Here is a 23,443-nt window from a genome sequence, read left to right as displayed (position 1 = left end):
ATCGCGCCGCCGAGCAGGAGCGCGGCACTCGCGGGGGCGGCGAAGCCGACGGGGCCCGCGCCGGTGTGGGCGAGCGCGGGCGGGGGGGGCGGGGGGGGCGGGGGGGGGGGGGGCGCCCGGGGGGGGGGGCGGGGGGCGGCCGCCCCGGCGGGGGGGGGGGGGGGGGGGGGGGGGGGGGGGGGGGGGGGGGGGGGGGGCGGGGGGCCCCCCGCCCCCCGCCCGCCCCCCCGGCGGCCCCCCCCCCCCCCCTCGGGGGTTCGACCGGTCAGCTCTTGCGGGAGCGGGGGGTCGTCGCCTTCTTGGCCGTGGTCTTCTTCGCGGCCGTCTTCTTCGCCGTCGTCGCGGCTGTCTTCTTCGCCGTCGTCGCGGTCTTCTTGGGCGCCGCCTTCTTCGCCGCCGCCTTCTTGGTGGTGCGGGTCGGGGAGGCGTCCGTGACGCGGTCCGCGCCGAGGATGTCGCGGAGGAACTTGCCGGTGTGGCTGGCGGGGATCGAGGCGATCTCCTCGGGGGTGCCCTCCGCGACGACCAGGCCGCCGCCGTTGCCGCCCTCGGGGCCCATGTCGATGACCCAGTCCGCGGTCTTGATGACGTCCAGGTTGTGCTCGATGACGATCACCGAGTTGCCCTTGTCGACCAGGCCCGACAGGACCTTGATCAGCTTCGAGATGTCCTCGAAGTGGAGGCCGGTGGTGGGCTCGTCCAGGACGTAGACCGTGCGGCCCGTGGAGCGCTTCTGCAGCTCGGAGGCGAGCTTGACGCGCTGGGCCTCGCCGCCCGAGAGGGTCGGCGCGGACTGGCCGAGACGGACGTAACCGAGGCCGACCTCGTTCAGGGTGCGCAGATGGCGGGCGATCGTCGGGACGGCCTCGAAGAAGTCGAGGGCCTCCTCGATCGGCATGTCCAGGACCTCGGAGATGGACTTGCCCTTGTAGTGGACCTCCAGGGTCTCCCGGTTGTACCGGGCGCCGTGGCAGACCTCGCACGGGACGTAGACGTCCGGGAGGAAGTTCATCTCGATCTTGATGGTGCCGTCGCCGGAGCAGTTCTCGCAGCGGCCGCCCTTGACGTTGAAGGAGAACCGGCCGGGCAGATAGCCGCGGACCTTGGCCTCCATCGTCTCCGCGAAGAGCCGGCGGACATGGTCGAAGACGCCGGTGTACGTCGCCGGGTTCGAGCGCGGGGTGCGGCCGATGGGCGACTGGTCGACGTGGACGACCTTGTCGACCAGGTCGTCGCCGGCCACGCGCGTGTGGCGGCCGGGGACGGACTTGGCGCCGTTCAGCTCGCGCGCCAGGTGGGTGTACAGGATGTCGTTGACCAGGGTCGACTTGCCGGAGCCGGAGACGCCGGTGACGGCGGTGAGGACGCCCAGCGGGAAGGACACGTCGATGTCCCGCAGGTTGTTCTCGCGGGCGCCGTGCACGGTGAGCATGCGCTCCGGGTCGAGCGGGCGGCGCAGGTCGGGGGTGCCGATCGCCTTGCGGCCGGACAGGTACTGCCCCGTCATCGAGTGCTTGTTGGCGAGCAGTTCCTTCAGGGGTCCGGAGTGGACGACCTTGCCGCCGTGCTCGCCGGCGCCGGGGCCGATGTCCACGATCCAGTCGGCGACCTTGATGGTGTCCTCGTCGTGCTCGACCACGATGAGGGTGTTGCCCATGTCGCGCAGCCGGACCAGGGTCTCGATCAGCCGGTGGTTGTCGCGCTGGTGCAGGCCGATGGACGGCTCGTCCAGTACGTACAGGACGCCGACCAGGCCGGAGCCGATCTGGGTGGCGAGCCGGATGCGCTGGGCCTCTCCGCCGGAGAGGGTGCCGGCGGCCCGGTTGAGGGAGAGGTAGTCGAGGCCGACGTCGACGAGGAAGCGCAGCCGCTCGTTGACCTCCTTGAGGACCCGCTCGGCGATCTTCTTGTCACGGGCGTTCAGGGTGAGGCGGCCGAGGAAGTCGGCGCAGTCGCTGATCGACATCGCGGAGACCTCGGCGATGGACTTCTCCATCACGGTGACCGCGAGCACGATCGGCTTCAGCCGGGTGCCCCGGCAGGTGGGGCAGGGCACCTCGCGCATGTAGCCCTCGAAGCGCTCACGGCTGGAGTCGCTCTCGGCCTCACTGTGCCGCCGCTTCACGAAGGAGACGGCGCCCTCGAAGGCGGGGCTGGTCCAGGCGCGCTCGCGCCCGTACCGGTTGCGGTAGCGGACCTCGACCTGGGTCTTGTGGCCGTGCATCAGGGCCTTCTTCGCCCGCTGGGGCAGGCCCGCGTACGGGATGTCGGTGCGGAAGCCGAGGGCCTGGGCGAGCCCGTCGATCATCCGGCCGAAGTACTCCTTGGTGTGGCCGTGCGACCAGGGGTGGATGGCGCCCTCTTCGAGGGACTTCTCCTCGTCGGGCACGACCAGCTCGGGGTCGACCTCCATGCGGGTGCCGATGCCGGTGCAGTCGGGGCAGGCGCCGAAGGGCGAGTTGAAGGAGAAGGAGCGCGGCTCCAGCTCCTCGAAGGACAGGTCGTCGTACGGGCAGTAGAGGTGCTCCGAGTACATCCGCTCGCGCTCGGGGTCGTCCTCGGCGAGGTCGACGAAGTCGAGCACGACCATGCCGCCGGACAGGCCGAGCGCGGTCTCGACGGAGTCGGTCAGCCGGCGCTTGGCGGAGTCCTTCACCGTGAGACGGTCGACGACCACCTCGATGGTGTGCTTCTCCTGCTTCTTCAGCGTCGGCGGCTCGCTGAGCTGGATCGTCTTCCCGTCGACCCGGGCACGGCTGTAGCCCTTGGTCTGGAGGTCGGCGAAGAGGTCGACGAACTCGCCCTTGCGCTCGCGCACCAGCGGCGACAGCACCTGGAAGCGGCTGCCCTCGGGCAGCTCCAGGACCTTGTCGACGATGGCCTGCGGCGACTGGCGGGAGATCGGCCGGTGGCACTCGGGACAGTGCGGCTTGCCGATACGGGCGAAGAGGAGCCGGAGGTAGTCGTAGACCTCGGTGATGGTGCCGACCGTCGAGCGCGGGTTGCGCGAGGTCGACTTCTGGTCGATGGAGACGGCGGGCGACAGACCTTCGATGAAGTCGACGTCCGGCTTGTCCATCTGGCCCAGGAACTGGCGGGCGTAGGAGGACAGCGACTCGACGTACCGGCGCTGCCCCTCGGCGAAGATCGTGTCGAACGCGAGGGACGACTTGCCCGACCCGGAGAGCCCGGTGAAGACGATGAGCGAGTCACGGGGCAGGTCGAGCGAGACGTTCTTGAGGTTGTGCTCGCGAGCGCCACGGACGATGAGACGGTCGGTCACGCCGTTCCGCACCTTTCTTCAGAGAGCGGATGGTCCTGAACACCCAACAACCAAGGATGCCGGATGCTTCCACCGAGCTTATAGCACGTACATTCGATTTCCGGCGGTTCACTGCCCGGTTCACCCGAAGGAGTGGCCGCACTCCCCTGTCCCCGTACGGAAAGCACCTGGTCACAAACCCCGGCACGCCCTAGGGTCGGCGCCATGATCGACCATGTGCGTGACCTTGCCCTCGTACGCGAGGCGACCGACCGGCTCGTCGACGCGGTCTCCTCCTGGGACAACGCGGCGCTCGCCGAGCCGTCACGGCTTCCGGGGTGGACTCGCGGCCATCTTCTGGCCCACCTCTCCCGTAACGCCGACGCCCTCGCCAACGTACTCCGGGGCCTGCCGATGTACCCGGACGCCGCCACCCGCGACGCCGACATCGCGCGGGACGCCGGCCGGCCGCTCGACGAGCAGCTCGCCGACCTGCGCGCCTCCGCCGACCGGCTCGCGGCCGTGGCCGCCGAGCCCGCCGACTGGAGCCGCACCGTCGAACTGCGCAACGGCGTCACCGACAGTGCCTCCCGGGTCCCGTTCCGCCGCTGGGTCGAGGTGGCCCTGCACCATGTCGACCTCGGCTGCGGCTACGAGCTGGAAGACCTGCCTGAGGACTTCACCACCCGCGAGATCGACTTCCTCGCGGACCGCTGGAGCGGCCGTGCTGACGTCCCGCCCGTGACGCTGCGGCTCGGGCACGACGAGAACGCCCCCTCCTGGCGCACCGGCGGCACCGAGGGCGAGCCGGTCGTCCTCGGCGGCACCGGCGCCGAGCTCCTCGGCTGGCTGGCCGGACGCGGCGACAAGGGCGCCCACCTCGCCGTCCTCGCGGGGCCGGGGCTCCCGGAGCTCCCGCCCCTGTAGGACCTATAGGGCCTCCGCAGGTCTCGGCAGGGCCTTCGCCTCCCGGGCGACGGCCCGCGGCACTAGGCTGAGGCCATGACGTACAGCGGAGCGGTGAAGGTCGGCGGACCTGCGGACGTGCACGAACTGACCGACCTGATGATCTCGAAGGTCGCGGTCGGCGCGATGAACAACAACGCGTATCTGCTGCGCTGCCGGGCCACCGGCGAGCAGCTGCTGATCGACGCCGCCGCCGAGGCCGGCACCCTGCTCACGCTGATCGGTGACGACGGCATCGCCGCCGTCGTCACCACCCACCGGCACGGCGACCACTGGCAGGCCCTGGCCGAGGTGGCCGAGGCCACCGGTGCCCGGACCTACGCGGGCGCGTACGACGCGGAGGGCATCCCGGTCCGCACCGACGTCCTCGTGAAGGACGGCGACACCGTCACCGTGGGCCGGGTCCGGCTCACCGTCCGCCACCTCGTCGGGCACACCCCCGGCTCGATCGCGCTGGTCTACGACGACCCGCACGGTCACCCGCACGTGTTCACGGGCGACTGTCTGTTCCCCGGCGGAGTCGGCAACACGTGGAAGGATCCGGAGGCGTTCGCGAGCCTGATCCGCGACGTCGAGACCAAGCTCTTCGACGTACTGCCGGACGAGACCTGGATCTACCCGGGACACGGCGGCGACACGACGCTCGGCGACGAGCGTCCGCATCTCGCGGAGTGGCGCGAGCGCGGCTGGTGACCCCCTGAGGGACCCGGTACGGCCGGCGAGCGCGGCCGGTCGCACCGGGGATGCCTCCGCACGCCCCCCGTAACCCGTACGGCCCCGGGGTAGTTGGCGCGACATGCACCACAGTCACGCTCCGTCGCCACGCCGCGCCCCTTCGATGGGGCGGCTCGCCGCGGCCTCGCTCGTCGGCACGGCCATCGAGTTCTTCGACTTCTACGTCTACGGAACGGCCGCCGCGCTCGTGCTCGGCCCGCTGTTCTTCCCGACCTTCTCGCCCCTCGCGGGGACCCTCGCCGCCTTCGGTACCTTCGCCATCGGCTTCCTGTCCCGGCCGATCGGCTCCGCCGTCTTCGGGCACATCGGCGACCGCTACGGCCGCCGCCCGGTCATGTTCGCCTCACTGCTGCTGACCGGCTGTGCCACGGTCGCGGTCGGCTTCGTCCCCACGTACGCCTCGATCGGCATCGCCGCGCCCGTCCTGCTGCTCGTCCTGCGCTTTCTCCAGGGGCTCGGCCTCGGCGGGGAGTGGGGCGGCGCGGTGCTGCTGACCGCCGAGCACGCCCCTGAGCGCCGCCGGGCCCTGTGGTCGAGCTTCCCGCAGATGGGGCCCTCGGTCGGCTTCCTGCTCGCGAACGGGGTGATGCTGGCGCTGACCGCCGGCCTCGGCGACGCGGAGTTCCGTTCCTGGGGCTGGCGGGTGCCGTTCTGGGCGGCCGGACTGCTCGCCACGGCCGGGCTCGCGCTGCGCGCCTCGCTCGCGGAGTCCCCTCAGTTCGAGGCGATGAGCGCCCAGGGACAGCAGGCCGACGCCCCGGTCCTGGAGGTGTTCCGGGACCACTGGCGGATCCTGCTGCTCACCGCCGGCGGGCTCTCCGTCGGCTACGCCGTGTTCTACGCGGTGTCCACCTGGGCCCTGTCCTACGGCACCCGGCAGCTCGGGGTGTCGAGCACGGTGATGCTGACGTGCGTGATGGGCGCCGTGGCGGTCAAGGGGGCTCTGACGCCGTTCGTGGCCATGTTCGGCGACCGTTTCGGGCGCCGGACGATGTGCCTGACGGGCTGCGCGGCCTCGGCGCTGTGGATGTTCCCGATGGTGGCGCTGCTGGCCACCGCGCGCCCGTGGCTGATGTTCCTCGGCTTCCTCGGCGCGTCCCTCGCCTTCATCACGGTCTTCTCGGTGGTCGCCGCGTATCTGCCCGAGCTGTACGAGCCGAGGGTGCGGTGCACCGGCGCGGCCGTCGGCTACAACCTCGCGGGGGTGCTCGGCGGCGCGCTCACCCCGATCGTGGCGACGGCCGTCTCGGAGGGGCGCTCGGGGCCGCCCTGGGGGGTGGCCGCCTATCTGACGGTGGTGGCCCTGGTGAGCTTCGGCTGTTTCGCGCTGCTGCCGGAGACCCTGCCGGGGCGGGCGGCGTTGGCCGGGGCGAAGCCGGAGCCGGAGCCCGCGTAGGGGCCGGCCGGCGCCGGGGACGTACGCGCGCGTTAACCCGTAGACGCGCAGGACCGAGGGCCGGTGCGGATCGTCCGCACCGGCCCTCGGTGTGTTCGTGTGTTCCGGGTCAGACCCTGGTGTCCGTCCCGTCGGCCGCGCGGGCCGCCAGGGCGGCCAGGGCGGCCTCCCGCCGCGCCTGCCGCTTGGCGGCGATCAGGCTGGTGACGGTGGTGACGGCGAGGACACCGCAGATGACCGCCAGCGAGACCGGGATGGAGATCTCCGGTACATGCACCCCGGACTCGTGCAGGGCGTGCAGCACCAGCTTCACACCGATGAAGCCGAGGATCACCGACAGGCCGTAGCTGAGGTGGACCAGCTTCTTCAGCAGTCCGCCGATCAGGAAGTACAGCTGCCGCAGACCCATGAGGGCGAAGGCGTTGGCGGTGAAGACGATGTACGGGTCCTGGGTGAGGCCGAAGATCGCCGGAATGGAGTCGAGGGCGAACAGGATGTCGGTGGTGCCGATCGCGAGCATGACCACCATCAGCGGGGTCAGCACGCGCTTGCCGTGGCTCTGGATGACCAGCTTGGTGCCGTGATAGCGGTCGGCGACGCCGAAACGCTTCTCGATGGACTTGAGGAGGCGGTTCTCCTCGAACTCGTCCTCGTCCTCACCCCCGGACCGGGCCTCCTGGATGAGCTTCCAGGCGGTGAAGATCAGGAACGCGCCGAAGAGGTAGAACACCCACGAGAAGCCGGCGAGGATCGCGGCGCCCGCGGCGATGAAGATCGCGCGGAGCACCAGGGCGATGAGCACGCCCACGAGCAGCACCCGCTGCTGGAGGTGGGACGGCACCGCGAACTTCGCCATGATCAGGACGAAGACGAAGAGATTGTCGACGCTGAGCGACTTCTCGGTGAGGTAACCGGCGAAGAACTCTCCGGCGGACTGGCTGTTGCCGAAGAACAGCAGTCCGAGCCCGAACAGCGCGGCGAGGACGATCCAGACGACAGTCCAGATACCGGCTTCCTTCACCGACACGTCGTGGGGCTTGCGCCCGATGAGGAAGTCGACCGAGATCAGGGCGGCGAGCCCCAGGATGGTCAGGACCCACAGGGTCACGGATACGTCCATTGCGCCTCCGGCGTCGTACGGCTCACATGGAGCCTGCTCGTTGCCGGAGGTCTCTTCCACCCGGGACGGCCGGGCCGGCGTCCCGGGACCAGGTGTCGGACCTGTCCGTATTGACGGGATCACCGCATGCAGGGAGTACTCCCCTCCGCAGGAAAGAGAGTACCCGAAAGACCAAAAGAAGGTAAAGAGATGGGTAAAGGAATCTCAAAAGTGCAGGTCAGAGGCGCTCCCGCCGCTGGGCGTCCGCCACCTGCGCGAGCACCCGCCGAAGGACCGTGCCGCTCGCCGGGAGGGCCGGGGGCTCGTACGTCCAGGCATGTCCCACCCACGGGTCGGCGAGGTGGTCGTCGGCGACCGGGGTGAGCCGGGTCAGCGAGCGCCACAGCGGATCGAGCACCGGCCCGTACGCCGACGCGTCCTCCCGGTCCGCGACCATCAGCAGCTGGGTCCCGACCGCCGGACCCTCGTCGGCGAGATAGCGCAACCGGGTAAGGGCCCGGTCGTCGAAGCCGTGCGGAAAGTCGTGCACCACGAGCAACTGCGCCGAGGTGTCCAGACCCGGCGGCAGATCCTCCGCCGCGCCCGCCCGCTGCGCCATCTGGAGCAGGTCCACCCGCTCGGTGAGCTGGGCCAGCGTCGCCGAGACCCCGGCCGCACCGGCCGCCGGCGGCGCCTGAAGCACCCCCGCCTCCACGAGCGGCGCGAACGCGGCGGCGCCCGCCCCGGCCGGGTCGATCACCCGCACCCGCAGGCCTCCCGCCGGGTGCGCCGCGAGCAGCCGTACAGTGTGCGCGACGGCGGAGTCGAGCGCGAGCCGGCGCCGTTCGGCCGCGTCCAGGAACACCGCCGCCTCGCCGTGGCCGCGCCCGCTGTCCACCCACAGACCGCGGGCGAGCGGCAGCCGGGCCAGGAAGGGCACCCGCAGACCGGGCTCCTCGGGCAGGTGCAGATCGCCCAGCCGGACGGCCATCGGCAGCTCCTCGGGCACCCGGTACGTCTGCCAGACCGGGCTGTCCCAGCGGGCGTACGCGGGCGGCAGCGCGGGCTCGACCACCTCGGACTCCGCGATGAGCTGGACGAGGTCGCGGTCCAGCGCCTCCTGGGCGCGGGCCACGAGGATGTCGCGCTTCGCCCGGGCGCCGGCCCGGGCGGCGTCCCCGGTGGCGCCGCTGCGGTTCCTCGGTTCGGCGAGCAGCCGGTCCAGCTCCTGGTCCAGCCGGGAGTCGGCGAACGCGCGGGCGCTGCGGCACGCGGCGACGGTACGGGCCAGGTCCTCGAACATGCCCCACACCTGGTTGTAGAGCCGCTCGTCCATCGACCAGCCGGCGGCATCGCCTGCGACGGGCGGCGGGGGCCCGGCAGGGGCCGCGGGGGCCGGGTCCCGGGCCTCCTGGGCGAACGCGGGAGCGGGCGCCGGGGTCGGGGCCTGGACCGCGGGCGGCGGGGGCGTGGCGGCCGGGCGGCGGCGCGGGTGGGTGTAGTCGATACCGCTCGTGGAGCCGGCCGGTGCGGGGACGGACGCCGGGCCGGGCGCGGGAGCGGGCGTGGAATCGGGCGTGGACTCGGGCGTGGACTCGGACGCGGGAGCGGGCTCGGCGTGGCGGGTCCGGTCGGGCCCGGGGTTTTGGGGGGTCCTGGGCGGCGGGGCGGCGACCGCGCGGGCCGCCTCCCGGGCGGCGGCCTCCAGGACCGTACCGGCGAACCCGTCGGCGCCCGGGAGCCCCTGGTCGGCGAGGAGCGCGGCGAGCCCGCCCTCGTACCCCTGGCCGACGGCCCGGATCTTCCAGGCGCCCTGACGGCGGTACAGCTCCAGGGCGATCAGCGCGGACTCGCGGTCGAGCCCCGCGATCGTGTAGCTGACGAGGGCGGCGCCGTCGGGGCCGGTGACGCCGACGACGGGAGCGGCCGTGGCCCCGAAACGGGCCGGGCCGCTCCCGTCGGCGGGCAGGGCGAGCAGCACGCCGACGCGGTGGACCGAGTCCCGTACCACCGCCAGGTCGACCGCGAGCCGGTGGACGGTGGCCGCCTGCCGGGACACCTCGATCCCGGGCAGCGCGGCCGCGCCCGGGTGGGCGACGGCCTCGGGGCCCGCTATCCGCCCCCGCTCGTCGCCGAGGGTGGCGGCGGCGAGGACCGGATGACCGGCCGAGACCCGGATCTCCAGGCGGGTGTGGGACAGGGGGTGGTTCTGCCCCCGGACCAGCTCGGCGGTCATCGCGCGCGTCTCTCCTCTATGCAGGTGTGGGTGGGTGGCGCCGTGCGGCGTCGGCGGTTCCTAGAGGACCGGGAAGATCGCCGGCATCAGGTCCTGGAAGGTGCGGCCGTTGGCCGGGTTGCCGATGGCCGTCATCTGCCAGCCGGCACCGGCCCGGTGGACCTTGGCCATGATCTGGGCGGTGTAGGGGCCGCCGCCGTCGAGGGTGTAGCGGGCCAGCTCCTGGCCGTTGGTCTCGTCCACGATGCGGCAGAACGCGTTCTGCACCTCCTGGAAGGTCTGGCCGGTGAAGGAGTTCACCGTGAAGACGATCGAGTCGATGTGGACCGGGACCCGCTGGAGGTCCACCAGGATCGACTCGTCGTCGCCGCCCTGGCCGGCGCCGCCGACCAGGTTGTCGCCGGTGTGGCGGACGGAGCCGTCGTCGCTCACCAGGTGGCGGAAGAACACCACGTCGACCGGCTGCTTGTCGGCGAAGAGGACGGCCGAGGCGTCCAGGTCGATCTCCCGCGTACGCGAGCCGAAGAGGCCGCGGCGGGGCGCCGCCTTCCAGCCCAGTCCCATCCGTACGGAGGTCAGGCTGCCCCCGTCCCGCTTCTCCAGGCTGATGGCCTGCCCCTTGGTCATGTTGACCGTCACGCGCTGCCCCTCTCATCGGTGTGATCAGCGACAACCCTACGCAGCCGCACCGACGACCGGCCCGGACCGGGCCCGTTTCGTGTCGTTCTTGCAACACACCGGGGACGGTCCCGGGCGGCGCGCCGGGGCGGGGGTTCAGGCCAGTCCGGCCTCCTTCATCTGGCGGAGCTCCCTCTTCAGTTCGGAGACCTCGTCGCGCAGCCGGGCGGCGACCTCGAACTGCAGCTCGGCGGCGGCCGCCTTCATCCGCTCCGTCATCTCCTCGATGATCCCGGCCAGTTCGGTCGCCGGACGGTCGCCCAGGTCGACGGCCGACCCCTTCTTGGCGCTCTTGCCCGCGGCCTTGGGCGGGTGCGTGTGCGCGGCGAGCGACGGCACCGGGGACTTCGCGCCCTTGCCGTCCTTGCCGCCCTTGCGGTAGCCCGTGCCGAGCAGCTGCTCGGTGTCGATCTCCTCGCGCGCGATGGTGGCGACGATGTCGTTGATCTTCTTGCGCAGCGGCTGCGGGTCGATCCCGTGGGCCTTGTTGTACGCGACCTGCTTCTCGCGGCGCCGGTTGGTCTCGTCGATGGCCTGGTCCATCGCCGGGGTGATGGTGTCGGCGTACATGTGGACCTGGCCGGAGACGTTACGGGCGGCACGGCCGATGGTCTGGATGAGCGAGGTGCCCGAGCGCAGGAAGCCCTGCTTGTCGGCGTCGAGGATGGCGACCAGGGACACCTCGGGCAGGTCGAGGCCCTCGCGGAGCAGGTTGATGCCGACCAGGACGTCGTACTCGCCCGAGCGCAGCTCGCGCAGCAGCTCGATCCGGCGCAGGGTGTCGACGTCGCTGTGCAGATAGCGGACCCGGATGCCCAGTTCGAGGAAGTAGTCGGTGAGGTCCTCGGCCATCTTCTTGGTCAGGGTGGTGACCAGGACCCGCTCGTCGCGCTCGGTGCGCAGCCGGATCTCGTGCACCAGGTCGTCGATCTGGCCCTCGGTGGGCTTGACGACCACCTCGGGGTCGACGAGGCCGGTCGGGCGGATGATCTGCTCGACGAAGCCGTCCGAGCGGGACATCTCGTAGGTGCCGGGGGTGGCGGAGAGATAGACGGTCTGGCCGATCCGTTCCTGGAACTCCTCCCACTTCAGCGGGCGGTTGTCGAGCGCGGAGGGGAGCCGGAAGCCGTGGTCGACGAGGGTGCGCTTGCGGGAGGCGTCGCCCTCGTACATGGCGCCGATCTGCGGCACGGTGACGTGCGACTCGTCGATGACGAGCAGGAAGTCCTCGGGGAAGTAGTCGAGGAGGGTGTTGGGCGGGGAGCCGGGCAGCCGGCCGTCGAAGTGCATCGAGTAGTTCTCGATGCCGGAGCAGGAACCGATCTGCCGCATCATCTCGATGTCGTAGGTGGTCCGCATGCGCAGCCGCTGGGCCTCCAGGAGCTTGCCCTGCTTCTCCAGCTCTTTGAGGCGCTGCTCCAGCTCGCCCTCGATGTCGTTCACGGCCCGTTCCATGCGCTCGGGGCCCGCGACGTAGTGGCTGGCGGGGAAGACGTAGAGCTGCTGGTCGTCGCTGATGATCTCGCCGGTGAGCGGGTGGAGGGTGGACAGCGCCTCGATCTCGTCGCCGAACATCTCGATGCGGACGGCCAGCTCCTCGTAGACCGGGAAGATCTCGATGGTGTCGCCGCGGACCCGGAAGGTGCCGCGGGTGAACGCCAGGTCGTTGCGGGTGTACTGGATGTCGACGAAGCGGCGGAGCAGCTGGTCGCGGTCGATCTCCTCGCCCACCTTGAGGGGGACCATGCGGTCCACGTACTCCTGCGGCGTGCCGAGGCCGTAGATGCAGGAGACGGAGGCGACCACGACGACGTCGCGGCGGGTCAGCAGCGAGTTGGTCGCGGAGTGGCGCAGCCGTTCGACCTCCTCGTTGATGGAGGAGTCCTTCTCGATGTACGTGTCCGACTGCGGGACGTACGCCTCGGGCTGGTAGTAGTCGTAGTACGAGACGAAGTACTCGACCGCGTTGTTCGGCAGGAGCTCGCGGAACTCGTTGGCCAGCTGGGCGGCCAGCGTCTTGTTCGGCGCCATGACCAGGGTGGGGCGCTGGAGCTTCTCGATCATCCAGGCGGTGGTCGCCGACTTGCCGGTGCCGGTGGCGCCGAGCAGCACGACGTCCTTCTCGCCCGCGCGGATGCGCCGGTCGAGTTCGGCGATGGCCGCGGGCTGGTCGCCGCTGGGCTGGAAGGGGCTGACGACCTCGAAGGGCGCCACCGAGCGTTCGATCTTGGAAACGGGCCGCATGCCACCACCGTACGACCCGGCACCGACAGAGGTCGTCCGATCGGCCCTGCGGGGCGGCTCGTACCCGCCGTCGCCCCGTCGTCATTCCGTAGCCGCCCCGTCGCTACCAGTCCTGGGAGCGGTAGGCGTCGCGGGGCAGGGACCGGCGGCCGGCGGGGCGGGAGGCGGACCAGTTCGCCGGCTCTCCGTAGGCGGGGGCCCGGTGCCGGGCGGGCCGGCCCGCCGCCCGGCGGCGGGAACCGCGGCGGGACCGGCCCCGGGCGGCGGGCCGCTGCCAGTCGGGCTCACCGAGCACGAGCAGCGGGTCGAACATCACGACGACCGCGGCGAGCAGCAGGAACACGCCGGGGCCGATCAGCAGGGGCAGCAGGAGCGTGGTGGCGGTGTCGCCGCGGCCGGCCACGACGGCCGCCTCGTGCAGTTCGACGTGGACGGCGTCCATGGCGGTGTAGTGCATACCGCTGACGGCGAGGCCCATGACCAGGCTGGCGCCGAGGCTGGGCAGGAAGCCGCGTACGGAGACGGCGGCCCACAGGGCGGCGGTGGCGGCCACCACGGCGATGACGACGGAGAACGCGACGGTGAGGGTGTCGTACCCGATCCTGCCGTGCAGTCGCATTCCGGCCATGCCCAGGTAGTGCATGGTGGCGACGCCGAGGCCGGTGATGGTGCCGCCGGTGACCAGCGAAAGCGCGGTGGCGCCGCGATAGCCGACAAGGAAGATGCCGACGCCGACCATGACGACGGCGACACCGAGGCTGGCGAAGGTGAGCGGCCGGTCGTAGGTGATCGGGGTCTGCCGGACGGAGAAGCCCATCATGGCGATGAAGTGCATGGTCCAGATGCCGGTGCCTATGGAGGTGGCGCCGAGCGCGAGCCAGCCGGCCTTGAAGGAGTCACGGTGGCGCAGCGACCGGGTGGTGCAGCGCAGCCCGAGCGCGCCGCCGAGGCAGGCCATGAGAAAGGCCGCCACGGGCGTGACGAGTCCGTACCTGAATCCGTCGACCGTGCCCTGCATGAGCGTATGTCCTCCACTCGGGGTGCAACGTCGTCCGAAAACAGTCGGTACCGCTGAGTAGTGCTACCGGATTATGGCGTCCGGCGAGGCCCCCGGGCCATGTGGTCGGGCAGAAAGATCCGCCCGTTGTCGGCCCGCTGTCGGCGCCGGGCCGTACCGTGATCGGCATGAAGCGTGAGAAGGCGGGAACGGCCGGTGCGACGGCCCGGGTGGAGTGGTCCGTGGTGCCGAGCGGCATCGGCCCGCTGCTGCTCGCCGCGACGGACCGGGGGCTGGTGAGCGTCGTGTTCCATGCCGACGGACGGGTGCGGGACGGCGCCCTGGAGCGGCTGGGGGCGGCGTTCGGCGGGGAGCTCGTGGAGGACGCCTCGGGGTGGCTCGCCGAGCCGATCCGCCAGCTCAGGGCATATTTCGACGGGAGCCTCAAGACCTTCGACGTCAAGCTGGACTGGTCGCTGGTGACCGGATTCAACCGCCGGGTGCTGCGCGAACTGGCGGACGGTGTCCCCTACGGGGCGGTGGTGGGGTACGGGGACCTGGCCGGCCGGGTCGGGGAGCCGGGCGCGGCGCAGGCGGTCGGCGCGGCGATGGGGGCCAATCCACTGCCGGTGGTGGTGCCGTGCCACCGGGTGGTGGAGCGCGACGGCGGGATCGGGGGATTCGGCGGCGGGCTGGAGACGAAGCGGAGACTGCTGGCTCTGGAGGGTGTGCTGCCGGAACCGCTGTTCTGAGCGTGGGGTGGGGCGGGTGTTCCGGGCGGGGCGGGTGTTCCGGGCGGGGCGGGTGTTCCGGGCGGGGCGGGTGTTCCGGGCGGGGCGGGTGTTCCGGACGGGGCGGACACTCCAAGGGGGCGTGAAGAGGCGCGCGGGAGGCGCGGTCATGGGGCGCGAAGGGTGCCCGGGAACAGATGTTCCCCGGCTGAGACTGGGCTGGCACACTGCGTAAGTGACCAATGCCCCCAGTGCCCCTGACGAACTCACGGCGGCCCCGATACCCGGCGCCGCCCTCACCCCGGACCGGCTTCCGGCGCTGCGCCGCCGCCTCCAGGCCGTACTCATCGCCACCCAAATCCTCGGCGGGCTCGGCATCGCCATCGGCGTCGCCCTGTCGGCCGTCCTCGCCAAGGAGGTCAGCGGCACGGAGGCGCTGGCGGGTCTCGCCTCGACAGCCTCGGTGGCCGGGCCCGCCCTGCTCGCGATGCCGCTCGCCGCGCTGATGGCCCGGCGCGGACGGCGGGCCGGGCTCGTCCTCGCCTATCTGGTCGGCGCCGTCGGCGCCGGGGTCGCCGTCCTCGGCGCGGCGATCGGCAGCTTCCCGGTCCTCCTGCTCGGCCTCGTCGGCTTCGGGGCCGGCTCCTCCGCCAACCTCGCGGCCCGGTACGCGGCGGCGGACCTCGCCGAGCCCGACCGGCGGGCCCGGGCCATCTCGACCGTGGTGTGGGCCACCACCATCGGCGCCGTCCTCGGCCCCAACGTCGCCGCCCCGGCGGGCGAGAGCGTGGCGGGCCTCGGCATCCCGGTGGCCGCCGGGCCCTTCGTGTGGGCGTCCGGTGTCTTCGTCGTCTCGGCCACGGTGGTGGCCGTACTGCTGCGGCCCGACCCGCTGCTCACGGCTCGCGCGCTGGCCGGGCCGGAGGAGGCCTCGTCCGCCGAGGGCCGCTCCCTGAAGGCCGGTCTGCGGGCCGTGCGGGCCTCCGCGCGGGCCCGGCTCGCCCTCGTGACGGTGGCGGTCTCGCACACGGCGATGGTGTCCATCATGTCGATGACGCCGGTCGCGCTCAGCCACCACGGGGCGAGCATCCGGCTGATCGGTCTGGTGATCAGCGGGCACATCCTCGGCATGTACGCCTTCTCGCCGGTGATGGGCTGGCTGTCGGACCGGCTCGGCCGGCTGTCGGTGATCGGCCTCGCGGCGGCCCTGCTCGCCGTCGCCGCGCTGCTGGCCGGCACGGCGGGACCGAGCCACGTACAGACCGCGCTCGGCCTGTTCGTCCTGGGGCTCGGCTGGTCGGCGGGGCTCGTCTCGGGCTCCGCGCTGCTCACGGACTCCGTCCCGCAGGCGGCCCGCGCCGCGGCCCAGGGGCTCTCCGACTTCATCATGAACACCGCGGCCGGAGTCGGCGGCCTGTCGGCCGGGCTGATCGTCTCCCAGGCGGGCTACGGCTGGCTCAACGTGGTCGGCGCGTGTCTGCTGCTGCCGATGGCGCTGCTCGCGGTACGGACGGCGACGCGCCGCGACTGACACGCGCGCGTGGAGCCCGTACCGCGCGGGGCCGGGAGCCGGAGGGGCCCCGGTCCCGGTACGGCCGTCCTCAGAGGCTGATGTGGTACGCCTTGCGCAGCGTCTCGTGCACGGTCCAGGTGGTGCGGTCGCCCTCGCGCAGCACACACGCGTCGCCCGGGCCGATCTCCAGGGTCTCGCCGCCCTCGACCTCGACGGTGGCCCGGCCGCTGACGACGACGAAGAGCTCGTCGGCCTCGACGTCGGTGACCACGCCCGGGGTGATCTGCCAGATGCCGCGGATCTGCTTGCCGTCGGCGGACTCCCACAGCACCTTGCCGGTCACCTCGGGGGTGCCGGAGACGATCTGGCCAGGGTCGAGGGGCTCGGGTTCGAGCGTGGCGTCGGGGATGCGGACGGCGAAGGAAGGCTGCGCGTGCGTGGTCATGGCCGGTGACTGTAGTGGGCTGCCGGCCCCGTTCCACCGCCGGGATGGCCCGGAATGAAGTCCTCCGATCCCCCTCCCGCCCGGGCCCGTGACCGGGGCGGCGAACCACGACGGAATCCGTGGCTCCGACGACGGCGCCCTCCCGGCCGAAGAGCCGCGCGCACGGCGGCGGGAGGGGCGAACGGGCACGGATTCCGCAGGTACGCGCGCGAGCGCGTCCGCGCGCTCCGGGCGCGGAAACGACAACGGGAACAGGGCTCCGCGCCATGGAGCCGCCGGGCGCGCACGCCCCGTACCGGCGCGTCCACGACGGCGCGCGGAAAACCCGCGCTCCCTCCTGACAAGGCGGGCGCGCGGGCGCACACTCCTCGGCAGAGCCACCCACTCCTCCCCTCCTCCTGGACAGGAGCGTGCGATGCCGGCCACCCCCACCCTGTTCCGCGCCGCCGTGCTCACGGCGGCGGCCCTCCTCGCCACCGCCACCGCGGCCGTCTCCCCCGCTGTCTCCCCCGCCGCCGCGGCCCCGGTGCCCGACACCGTGCACGGCGGCGCGCCCGGCGCCGCGTACAAGGCCGCCCACGACCGTCTCGGCCCCCAGCGGCTCACCCCCGCGCAGCGCGAACGGGCCGACGCCCGGCACGCCGAGGCGGTCGTCTCATACGAGGAGGCCCGCGGCGCGCGCACCTCCGGCCTCCTCACCGGCTACAAGACGTCCGGCGGCATCCAGCAGCCGCAGCAGACCTCGTACTGGTGCGGTCCGGCCGCGTTCGTGGCGGTCCAGTCCGCCCACGACGGGGTCGGCGGGCGCTCCCAGCAGGACGCGGCCACCCTGCTCAAGACGAGCACCGCCGGGACTGCCTGGTACGGCATCGACATCGACGTACCGGGCCCCACCGGCTATCCGATGGCCGACGCGCTCAACTACCGCCTTCCGGGCGCCGGTTACGTGCCCAACGCCCTGCCGTACACCCCGACCGCCGCCGACAAGACCGCCTTCAGGCAGCACATCGTCCACAACACCGACAACGACTACGCCATCGCGGGCAACGCCTGGGAGGTGCCGGGCGGTCCGCATCTCGTGGGGCATCCCAACATCGAGATATTCCACTGGGTCGCGATCGACGGCTACGACACCGACACGGCGGCCGCGGACGTCTCCTATCTGGACCCGGTCGGCGGGGTGAGCACCAGCGTCGTCTCCTGGGCGGGCTCCGTGCCGAAGTCCGCGCACATCTCCTCCGACACCCTCACGACCATCATGGGCGGCCGTGGCTACATCTGGTAGATACCGCCACTCTCCATCCGTCGCGGGGCTCGCGGGTGTCGCGGGAGCCCTCCTCCTCTGGTACACCGCCGGATGCGCACCGGGCGGGGGCGGTCCCGCGCCCGCTCGTACGCCGGTGTCCGCCCGTACCTCCGCGCCCACGGCCGCACCGGCGCCGGGGACGACCGCACCGGCCGCGTGCCGGGTGCCGCTCCCGGATACGTGGCGCGGCGCGTTCACGGCGGGCGCGTACCACCCGGCGGACGGACTGCGGCCGGTGCTCGCCGACGCGGGCCCCGGCTGGACGGCGCTCCAGCTCAGCGGCGGGCACGACCGTTCCGCCGTCCTCGTCCGGGCCGGCGAGAAGACCCCCCGGACGCTGCTGCGCTTCGCCGATCCGGTCGAACACCAGCTGCTCGCCGCCGACTTCGACGGGCGGCGGTGGGCCGCGTTCGCCGTCCTGGAAGGGCGCACGCTGGACAGCCCGTGGAGTCTGTACGTGTGGGACGCGGCCACCGGGCGGACGCGCCGGCTGGCCCACGCCGACCGGCCGGGCCCGCTGCCCCGTCCCGTCCTCCACGACGGCACAGTGGTGTGGGCCCAGGGCGGTGACGCCGGGAAGGCCGCCGTCCTCGCCGCTCCGGCGGGCGGCGGGCACGCGCGCGTATGGCACACGGGAGTGGTCGACACGCCGTTCGCGGCGGGCGGTCTGCTGGTGTGGCGCGAAGCGGTCGGTGGCGGGACCCGGCTCGCCGCCGTCTCCCTGGCCGACGGGCGCCCCGCGCGGCTGCCCGCGCCGGTCGCCGCGCTGCGCGACATCCGCGCCCCGGTCTCCGACGGGACCACCTGGGCGTGGGTGGCGGGCGAGAGCGATCCCCGGCTGATGGTGTGGCGTACGGGTGAGGCGCGGCCGTCGGCGGTCGTGACCGGCCGGCCCGCCGCCCAGGGCATGGACCAGCTGCGGATCGCCGGACGGCTGGTCGTCTGGCGCACCCCCGAGACCTCGTACGCGCTGGACCCCGCCGTAGGCGCGTATACGGAGATCACTCCCGCCTACGGGTACGCGGCGGCCTCCGGCGGCGCCCTGGCCCTCGCGTACAGCCCCGGCGACGCGAAGGAGACGGGCGCGCGGGCCGTGATCCAGGTGGTGGACGCGGACCGGCTGCCCCGGCTGCCGGGCTGTGGCTGATGTCCGTCGCCGAGGTTTGCGGGCCGGGCGGGCGCGTCAGATTTCCAGCATGTCCACTCATGTGTCCGAAGAGGTGCGGGAGGCGCTGTACGAGGGGCGTCCCGTCGTCGCGCTCGAGTCGACGATCATCGCCCATGGCCTGCCGCGCCCGCGCAATCTGGCCGTGGCCCGTGAACTGGAGCAGTTGGTACGGGACGGCGGAGCCGTGCCCGCCACCGTCGCGGTGCTCGACGGCACCGCCCGGATCGGCCTGGACGACGCGGCCCTGGCCCGGATCGCCGAGGACCCGGCGGTACGCAAGCTCGGCCACCGCGATCTGGCCCCGGCGCTCGCGGCCGGGGCGACGGGCGCGACGACGGTCTCGGCCACCGCCTGGCTCGCCGACTCCGCGGGCCTGCGGGTCTTCGCGACCGGCGGACTCGGCGGCGTACACCGGGAGTGGACGCTCACCCAGGACGAGTCCGCGGACCTGCGGCTGCTCGCCCAGGTCGGGATCACGGTGGTGTGCGCGGGCGTGAAGTCGATCCTCGACGTGCCCGCGACGCTCCAGCGTCTGGAGACGCTGGGGGTGACCGTCGTCGGCTACGGCACGGACCGCTTCCCGGGCTTCTATCTGTCCTCCTCCGGCGAGCCGGTGGACTGGACGGTCCACTCCCCCGAGGAGGTGGCGCGGGTGATGCGGGCGCGGGACGAGCTGGGCGGGCCGAGGTCCGCGCTGGTCGTCGGCCGTCCGGTGGAGACCGACCGGCAGCTCGATCCGGCGCTGCACGACCGGGTGCTGGCCGAAGGGCTCGCCGAGGCGCGGGACAAGGGGGTGACGGGGCAGGCGGTGACGCCGTTCCTTCTCGCGTTCCTGACGACGCGCACCGAGGGGGCGTCCCTGGAGGCCAATCTGGCGGCGGTCCGGGGCAATGTCGCGCTCGCGGCGCGGATCGCGGCGGCCGACCGCGCCGCGCGGTGACCGGGCCCGGCGATACGGCGGGCACGGCGGGCGGACCCGGTGACACGGCGGGCAAAACCGGCGGTGCGGCGAACGGGGCCGGCGGTACGGCGAGCGGGCCCGAACGTACGGCGGGCGGGCCCGAACGTACGGCGGGCGGGCCCGGCGCGCTCCTGGTCGTCGGGGACGTCGTCACGGACATCGTCGCCCGGCACCGTACGCCGCTCGCGCCCGCGACGGACACGGCGGCCTCGATCCGGACGCTGCCCGGTGGCGCGGGGGCGAACGTGGCCTGCTGGGCGGCGTGTTCGGGCTGCCGGGACGTACGGCTCCTGGCCCGGGTCGGCGAGGACGCGGTGGACTGGCATGACCGGGTGCTGCGCGAGGCGGGCGTACGGCCGCGGCTCGTACGGGATCCCGGGGCGCCGACGGCGTCGGTGATCGCGCTGGTCGGCGCGGACGCGGAGCGCACCTTCCTGACGGACAGCGGGGCGGCGCTGCGGCTGGCACCGGAGGACTGGGCGGCGGAACTGCTCGCCGGGGTCGCCCGTGTCCACCTGTCGGGTTATCTGTTCTTCGCCGAGACGAGTCGGGCAACGGCGGAACGGGTGCTGCGGGACGCGCGGGCGGCCGGCCTGCCGGTGAGCGTGGACCCCGCCTCCGCCGGGTTCCTCGCCGAACTGGGCACGGAGCCGTTCCTCGCGGCGGTCGACGGCGTCGAGTGTCTGCTGCCCAACGCCGACGAGGCCCGCCTGCTGACCGGATGTACGGACCCGGGCGAGGCGGCCGCGGCGCTGAGCCGCCGTGTCCCGCTGGTCGCGGTCACCCTGGGGTCCGGGGGCGCGGTGCTCGCGGCGCGGGGAGGACGGGTGACGGCCCGGGTGCCGGCGCCGACGGCGCGTCCGGTGGATTCCACGGGCGCGGGCGACGCCTTCACCGGCGCGTTCCTGGCCGCCCGGCTCGCGGGCGCGGACCCGGCCGACGCCGCGGCGGCGGGCTGCCGGGCGGGCGCGCGGGCGGTGACGCGGGTGGGCGGCCGGCCGTAGGCGGGAGGTCGTGAAAGCCGGCTCATGCCCCCTTCCTCGCGCTCCTTCCCTCCATCTCACGCCTCTCGGAAGCCGGTCCAGGCCGGGCGGCGGGGGTCGTCGGCGCGGACGACGGCGTCGGCGACGCCGGCGGGGTCGACCTCCCGCTCGTACCGCGCGAAGGCGGGCAGGGTCCACGGCTGCTCGGTGCGGCGGGCGAGCGCGCCCGGCGACAGGCTCAGATGGACCTTCAGGTCGAAGGGGAACCAGTGGCCGAGCAGGAACGGGCCGTGCAGGACCAGGACTCCGCCGGGGGCCAGCGGCACGGCGGGGCTGCGGGTGGCGCGGTCCGTGACCGGGTTCCAGAGGTCGGGCAGCACCCGGCCGCCGCCGCCCGGCTCCAGCGGGCCGAACACCTCCCGCCACAGCGCGCCGGTGTCGAACCAGTCGGTGTAGTAGGCGTCCGGATCCCGCTTGCCGTGTTCGAAACGGAGCGACGCCGGCCGCAGAAAGCCGCCGGTGCCGACGACCAGCACGGAACGCCCGCGCAGCCGCAGCGCCTCGCCGATCCGTTCGGCGAACTCCGCCCCGGGCGCGGCCGGCGGGCCGTCGACGCCCACCTTGAGCCAGTCGCCGCCGTCCCCTGGCCCGGCCCGGTCGACGCGGTCGGCGACGGCGTCGGCCAGGCGCTCCCAGGTGATCGCTTCGAGTCGCATCCGTCCCGCGCCGCCCCTCCTGCCCGGTTCCCCGGTCTCCGGTTCTCCGGCCTCCGGTCCTTTCCATCCTGCCGCATGGTGACCGGGACTTGACCTTGTCACTGGCGGCAGGGTTCGACCATCGGCGCATGAACACGGAAACACAGCGGCAGAGCGACGGCACGAAGCGGACCGAGCAGACCCAGCGGACCGAGCGAACCGAGGCGGCCGGACGGGTCGTCGTGGTCACCGGGGCCGGCACCGGCATCGGCCGCGCCACCGCGCGGGCCTTCGCCCGGCAGGGGGCGACCGTCGTCGCCGTGGGCCGAAGGCCCGGACCCCTGGAGGAGACGGCGAGCGGCTTCCCGGGGATCCGCCCCCTGGTCGCCGACATCACCGCCCCGGGGGCACCCGAGCGGATCGTGGCCACGGCCGTGGACATCTGCGGACGGCTCGACATCCTGGTCAACAACGCCGCCATCGCGGACGGCGGCCCGCTCGAATCGACGACCCGGCAGACGATCGACGCGCTCCTGGCGACCAATCTCACCGCTCCGATCCTGCTCACCCAGGCCGCGCTGACGGCGCTGGCGGCCTCCGGCGGCACGGTCGTCAATGTCACGACGGCGATCGGGCAGCGCGGCTGGCCGAACTCCTCGGTGTATCCGGCGACGAAGAGCGCCCTGGAGACGCTGACCCGCTGCTGGGCGGTGGAGTTCGCGGCGCGCGGGGTGCGGGTGACGGCGGTGGCGCCCGGGGCGGTCGACACCCCGATCGGCGAGCACCGGGGGCTGACGCCCGAACAGCAGGAGGCGATCCGCGCCTGGCAGATCGGGAACACCCCGATGCGGCGGATCGGCCGCCCGGAGGAGGTGGCGTGGGCGATCACCATGCTGGCCTCGCCGGACGCCGGGTTCGTCACGGGCGTGGTGCTGTCGGTCGACGGGGGCGCCCTGGTGGCGTGAAGACCTGACGGTATGCCGGGGACACCCTGGTCGTATCGGCATGCCCGGGCGGGCGTGGTAGGAAGGCGCGGGGAGGTGAAGGCCTTGCGCATCGGTGAACTGGCCCGCCGGACGGGGACGACGGCGCGGGCACTGCGCCATTACGAGCAGGCGGGGCTGATCGCGTCGCAGCGCGCGGCCAACGGCTACCGGGTGTACGACGAGGGCACGGTGGTCCGGGTCTCCAACATCCGGTATCTGCTGGGCGTGGGGCTGACGCTGGAGGACGTCGCGGCGTTCGCGTCCTGCCTGGACGGGCGGATGCCCGCCCGTACCCCGTCCGCCCAGGGTCTGGCCATCGCCCGTGAACGTCTCGCGGTGCTCGACGCCCGGATCGCGGCGCAGACGGAGGCCCGGAACCGGCTCGCCGCCGCCTTGGCCGCCCAGTCCGCCCGTTCGCCCCGTTCCGCCCAGCCCGCCGAGTCCGCCGTGGCAGGAGCCGACGGCCAGAGCACCACCGGTCAGAGCGTCGCCCGTCAGCCGGCTTTGCCCGACGCGCACGCGGGCGCGGGCTCGTCCACCGACAGCGGCGCGCCCTTGGGCAGCAGATAGGTCACATAGAGCACGACGGGCACGGTGCCGAGGTTGCGCCCGGTGTGGACCCGGTGCGCGCCGGCGGGCTCGATGAAGGAGTCGCCCGCTCTCGACACCTCCACCGAGCAGTCGGCCAGGGTCCGGGTGAGGGCGCCGGACGCGACGACGGCGATCAGCTGGCCGTCGTGGTGGTGCCAGCCGGTGGTGCCGCCGGGGGCGACGGTGATGGTCCGGAAGACGACATCGGTGTCGCCCTTCGGCGGTTTGACCGGGAGGGTGCCGTGCGAGGTGCCGTGGGCGAGCTCGGTGGCGCCGACGCCGCTGCCGGGGGTGGCGCCCGCCGCGGACGGGACGACCGCCACCGCGGCGACGGCGGCCGCCACGACGAGTACCTTGCGCAGCCGCCCGCCCGCGCCGCTCCCCGAACCCGCTCCGGCCGCGTCGCCCGTGCCCAGACCCATGGTTCTCCTCCGAACTCGTCTGCGCGGCC

The 23,443-nt window shown here is 73.2% G+C and carries 19 protein-coding genes and 1 pseudogene; 11 read left to right on the top strand and 9 right to left on the bottom strand.

Annotated features, from left to right (window positions below; genetic code table 11):
- Positions 1-265 precede the first annotated feature (265 nt).
- Positions 266-3,283, bottom strand: a complete 3,018-nt coding sequence (uvrA, locus tag ACGFRB_RS32795; protein ID WP_393248252.1) for an excinuclease ABC subunit UvrA — start codon at positions 3,281-3,283, stop codon at positions 266-268.
- A gap of 204 nt (positions 3,284-3,487) precedes the next feature.
- Here uvrA and ACGFRB_RS32790 point away from each other — a divergent pair, with 204 nt between their 5' ends.
- From ACGFRB_RS32790 to ACGFRB_RS32780, 3 genes are all read left to right on the top strand, one after another.
- Positions 3,488-4,189 carry a maleylpyruvate isomerase family mycothiol-dependent enzyme gene (locus ACGFRB_RS32790; protein ID WP_363008351.1) on the top strand — a complete coding sequence of 234 codons (702 nt, stop codon included), beginning with the start codon at positions 3,488-3,490 and terminating at the stop codon, positions 4,187-4,189.
- A gap of 75 nt (positions 4,190-4,264) precedes the next feature.
- Positions 4,265-4,921: an MBL fold metallo-hydrolase gene (locus ACGFRB_RS32785; RefSeq protein ID WP_393248250.1), complete on the top strand. Its 657-nt coding sequence runs from the start codon at positions 4,265-4,267 to the stop codon at positions 4,919-4,921.
- Positions 4,922-5,066: 145 nt separating this feature from the next.
- Positions 5,067-6,359, top strand: coding sequence for an MFS transporter (locus ACGFRB_RS32780; RefSeq protein ID WP_393248258.1), 1,293 nt, complete (start codon positions 5,067-5,069; stop codon positions 6,357-6,359).
- Between the two features lie 109 nt (positions 6,360-6,468).
- Here the strand turns inward: ACGFRB_RS32780 and ACGFRB_RS32775 are convergent, their stop codons facing one another.
- The 5 genes from ACGFRB_RS32775 to ACGFRB_RS32755 form a co-directional block, all read right to left on the bottom strand.
- Positions 6,469-7,479: a TerC/Alx family metal homeostasis membrane protein gene (locus ACGFRB_RS32775; protein WP_393248248.1), complete on the bottom strand. Its 1,011-nt coding sequence runs from the start codon at positions 7,477-7,479 to the stop codon at positions 6,469-6,471.
- A 217-nt stretch (positions 7,480-7,696) separates the two neighbouring features.
- On the bottom strand, positions 7,697-9,694 hold the full coding sequence (locus tag ACGFRB_RS32770) for a TerD family protein (RefSeq protein WP_393248246.1): 1,998 nt from the start codon (positions 9,692-9,694) through the stop codon (positions 7,697-7,699).
- A gap of 60 nt (positions 9,695-9,754) precedes the next feature.
- On the bottom strand, positions 9,755-10,333 hold the full coding sequence (locus ACGFRB_RS32765) for a TerD family protein (protein WP_361229180.1): 579 nt from the start codon (positions 10,331-10,333) through the stop codon (positions 9,755-9,757).
- A gap of 135 nt (positions 10,334-10,468) precedes the next feature.
- The gene (gene uvrB / locus ACGFRB_RS32760) at positions 10,469-12,616 is read right to left on the bottom strand and encodes an excinuclease ABC subunit UvrB (RefSeq protein ID WP_393248244.1); all 2,148 of its coding nucleotides are present in this window, start codon (positions 12,614-12,616) and stop codon (positions 10,469-10,471) included.
- Between the two features lie 103 nt (positions 12,617-12,719).
- Positions 12,720-13,634, bottom strand: coding sequence for an MHYT domain-containing protein (locus ACGFRB_RS32755; RefSeq protein WP_393248242.1), 915 nt, complete (start codon positions 13,632-13,634; stop codon positions 12,720-12,722).
- 167 nt (positions 13,635-13,801) lie between these two features.
- Between ACGFRB_RS32755 and ACGFRB_RS32750 the strand changes: the two genes are divergently transcribed.
- On the top strand, positions 13,802-14,365 hold the full coding sequence (locus tag ACGFRB_RS32750) for a methylated-DNA--[protein]-cysteine S-methyltransferase (protein ID WP_393248240.1): 564 nt from the start codon (positions 13,802-13,804) through the stop codon (positions 14,363-14,365).
- A 214-nt stretch (positions 14,366-14,579) separates the two neighbouring features.
- On the top strand, positions 14,580-15,875 hold the full coding sequence (locus ACGFRB_RS32745; protein ID WP_393248239.1) for an MFS transporter: 1,296 nt from the start codon (positions 14,580-14,582) through the stop codon (positions 15,873-15,875).
- Between the two features lie 70 nt (positions 15,876-15,945).
- Here ACGFRB_RS32745 and ACGFRB_RS32740 read toward each other — a convergent pair whose 3' ends face one another.
- Positions 15,946-16,302, bottom strand: coding sequence for a cupin domain-containing protein (locus ACGFRB_RS32740; RefSeq protein ID WP_363008335.1), 357 nt, complete (start codon positions 16,300-16,302; stop codon positions 15,946-15,948).
- Between the two features lie 415 nt (positions 16,303-16,717).
- On the opposite strand from ACGFRB_RS32740, the gene ACGFRB_RS32735 reads away from it, so the two are divergent.
- The 4 genes from ACGFRB_RS32735 to ACGFRB_RS32720 all read left to right on the top strand — a co-directional run bounded on the left by ACGFRB_RS32735 (position 16,718) and on the right by ACGFRB_RS32720 (position 20,741).
- Entirely contained in the window at positions 16,718-17,587 is an 870-nt protein-coding gene (locus tag ACGFRB_RS32735; protein WP_393248237.1) for a hypothetical protein, read from the top strand.
- Between the two features lie 115 nt (positions 17,588-17,702).
- A complete protein-coding gene (locus ACGFRB_RS32730; RefSeq protein WP_393248235.1) occupies positions 17,703-18,755 on the top strand; it encodes a hypothetical protein in 1,053 nt (350 codons plus the stop codon).
- A 49-nt stretch (positions 18,756-18,804) separates the two neighbouring features.
- A complete protein-coding gene (locus ACGFRB_RS32725) occupies positions 18,805-19,716 on the top strand; it encodes a pseudouridine-5'-phosphate glycosidase (RefSeq protein ID WP_393248233.1) in 912 nt (303 codons plus the stop codon).
- Between the two features lie 152 nt (positions 19,717-19,868).
- Positions 19,869-20,741 (top strand): carbohydrate kinase family protein, encoded by an 873-nt coding sequence (locus ACGFRB_RS32720; RefSeq protein ID WP_393248256.1) that lies wholly within the window; start codon positions 19,869-19,871, stop codon positions 20,739-20,741.
- A 56-nt stretch (positions 20,742-20,797) separates the two neighbouring features.
- Here the strand turns inward: ACGFRB_RS32720 and ACGFRB_RS32715 are convergent, their stop codons facing one another.
- On the bottom strand, positions 20,798-21,436 hold the full coding sequence (locus ACGFRB_RS32715; protein ID WP_393248231.1) for a uridine kinase: 639 nt from the start codon (positions 21,434-21,436) through the stop codon (positions 20,798-20,800).
- A gap of 128 nt (positions 21,437-21,564) precedes the next feature.
- On the opposite strand from ACGFRB_RS32715, the gene ACGFRB_RS32710 reads away from it, so the two are divergent.
- A complete protein-coding gene (locus ACGFRB_RS32710; protein ID WP_393248229.1) occupies positions 21,565-22,380 on the top strand; it encodes an SDR family NAD(P)-dependent oxidoreductase in 816 nt (271 codons plus the stop codon).
- An 84-nt stretch (positions 22,381-22,464) separates the two neighbouring features.
- A pseudogene (locus tag ACGFRB_RS32705) lies at positions 22,465-22,812 on the top strand (MerR family transcriptional regulator); the annotation flags it as partial.
- Between the two features lie 83 nt (positions 22,813-22,895).
- Here the strand turns inward: ACGFRB_RS32705 and ACGFRB_RS32700 are convergent.
- Positions 22,896-23,414 carry a cupin domain-containing protein gene (locus tag ACGFRB_RS32700; RefSeq protein WP_393248227.1) on the bottom strand — a complete coding sequence of 173 codons (519 nt, stop codon included), beginning with the start codon at positions 23,412-23,414 and terminating at the stop codon, positions 22,896-22,898.
- Positions 23,415-23,443 lie beyond the last annotated feature (29 nt).

It is taken from the genome of Streptomyces sp. NPDC048718, assembly GCF_043198875.1.
Taxonomy (GTDB): domain Bacteria; phylum Actinomycetota; class Actinomycetes; order Streptomycetales; family Streptomycetaceae; genus Streptomyces.
Note: the sequence above shows the minus strand (reverse complement) of the source record. Positions and strands in the feature narration are given on the sequence as shown.